Annotated in this window: 1 protein-coding gene; it reads left to right on the top strand. The window is 68.2% G+C overall.

Annotated elements, in window-relative coordinates; all coding sequences use genetic code 11:
* A partial coding sequence (locus F8271_RS31685) for an IS3 family transposase (protein ID WP_151493431.1) occupies positions 1-563 on the top strand: 563 nt, incomplete at its 5' end.
* Positions 564-644: the final 81 nt, after the last annotated feature.

A 644-nucleotide genomic window follows, 5' to 3' on the forward strand; every position in this document is an offset into this window, starting at 1 on the left:
ACACGCCCGCAGCGATCGCACCGTCGACCTACTACGCCGCCACGACCCGCCCCGCCAGCGCACGATCCCGACGCGACGAGGAGCTGACCGCGGTGATCGAGCAGGTCCACGCGGAGAACTACGGCGTCTACGGGGCCCGCAAGATCTGGCACGAACTGCACCGCCAGGATATCGAGGCGGCCCGGTGCACCGTCGAGCGGCTGATGCGCGAGTCCGGGCTGCGCGGGCTGCTGCGCGACAAAACGCCGCGCACGACCCGACCCGCGGCGGAGACCGGACGCCCCAGCGACCTGGTCAAACGCGACTTCACCGCCGAGCATACGAACCAGCTGTGGGTCGCCGACCTCACCTACGTGCGCACCAGCGTGGGCTGGGTGTACGCCGCGTTCGTCCTCGACGTGTACTCCCGCATGATCGTCGGCTGGCAGGTATCCACGAGTCTCTACACGGATTTGGCTCTCGACGCGCTCAAGATGGCCGTGTGGCGCCGCGAGGGCCAGGGCGCTGACCTGGGCGGACTGGTCCATCACTCGGACAGGGGAGTCCAGGGCGAATTCAACTGATCGTCGCAACACCTTGATCACGGAGGTTTGCGATGGGGCGCGGGAAGAAGCAGATTCCTGAGGTGCCGGCTGGCGGGCGGC

The organism is Micromonospora sp. ALFpr18c (assembly GCF_008868155.1).
GTDB lineage: Bacteria > Actinomycetota > Actinomycetes > Mycobacteriales > Micromonosporaceae > Micromonospora.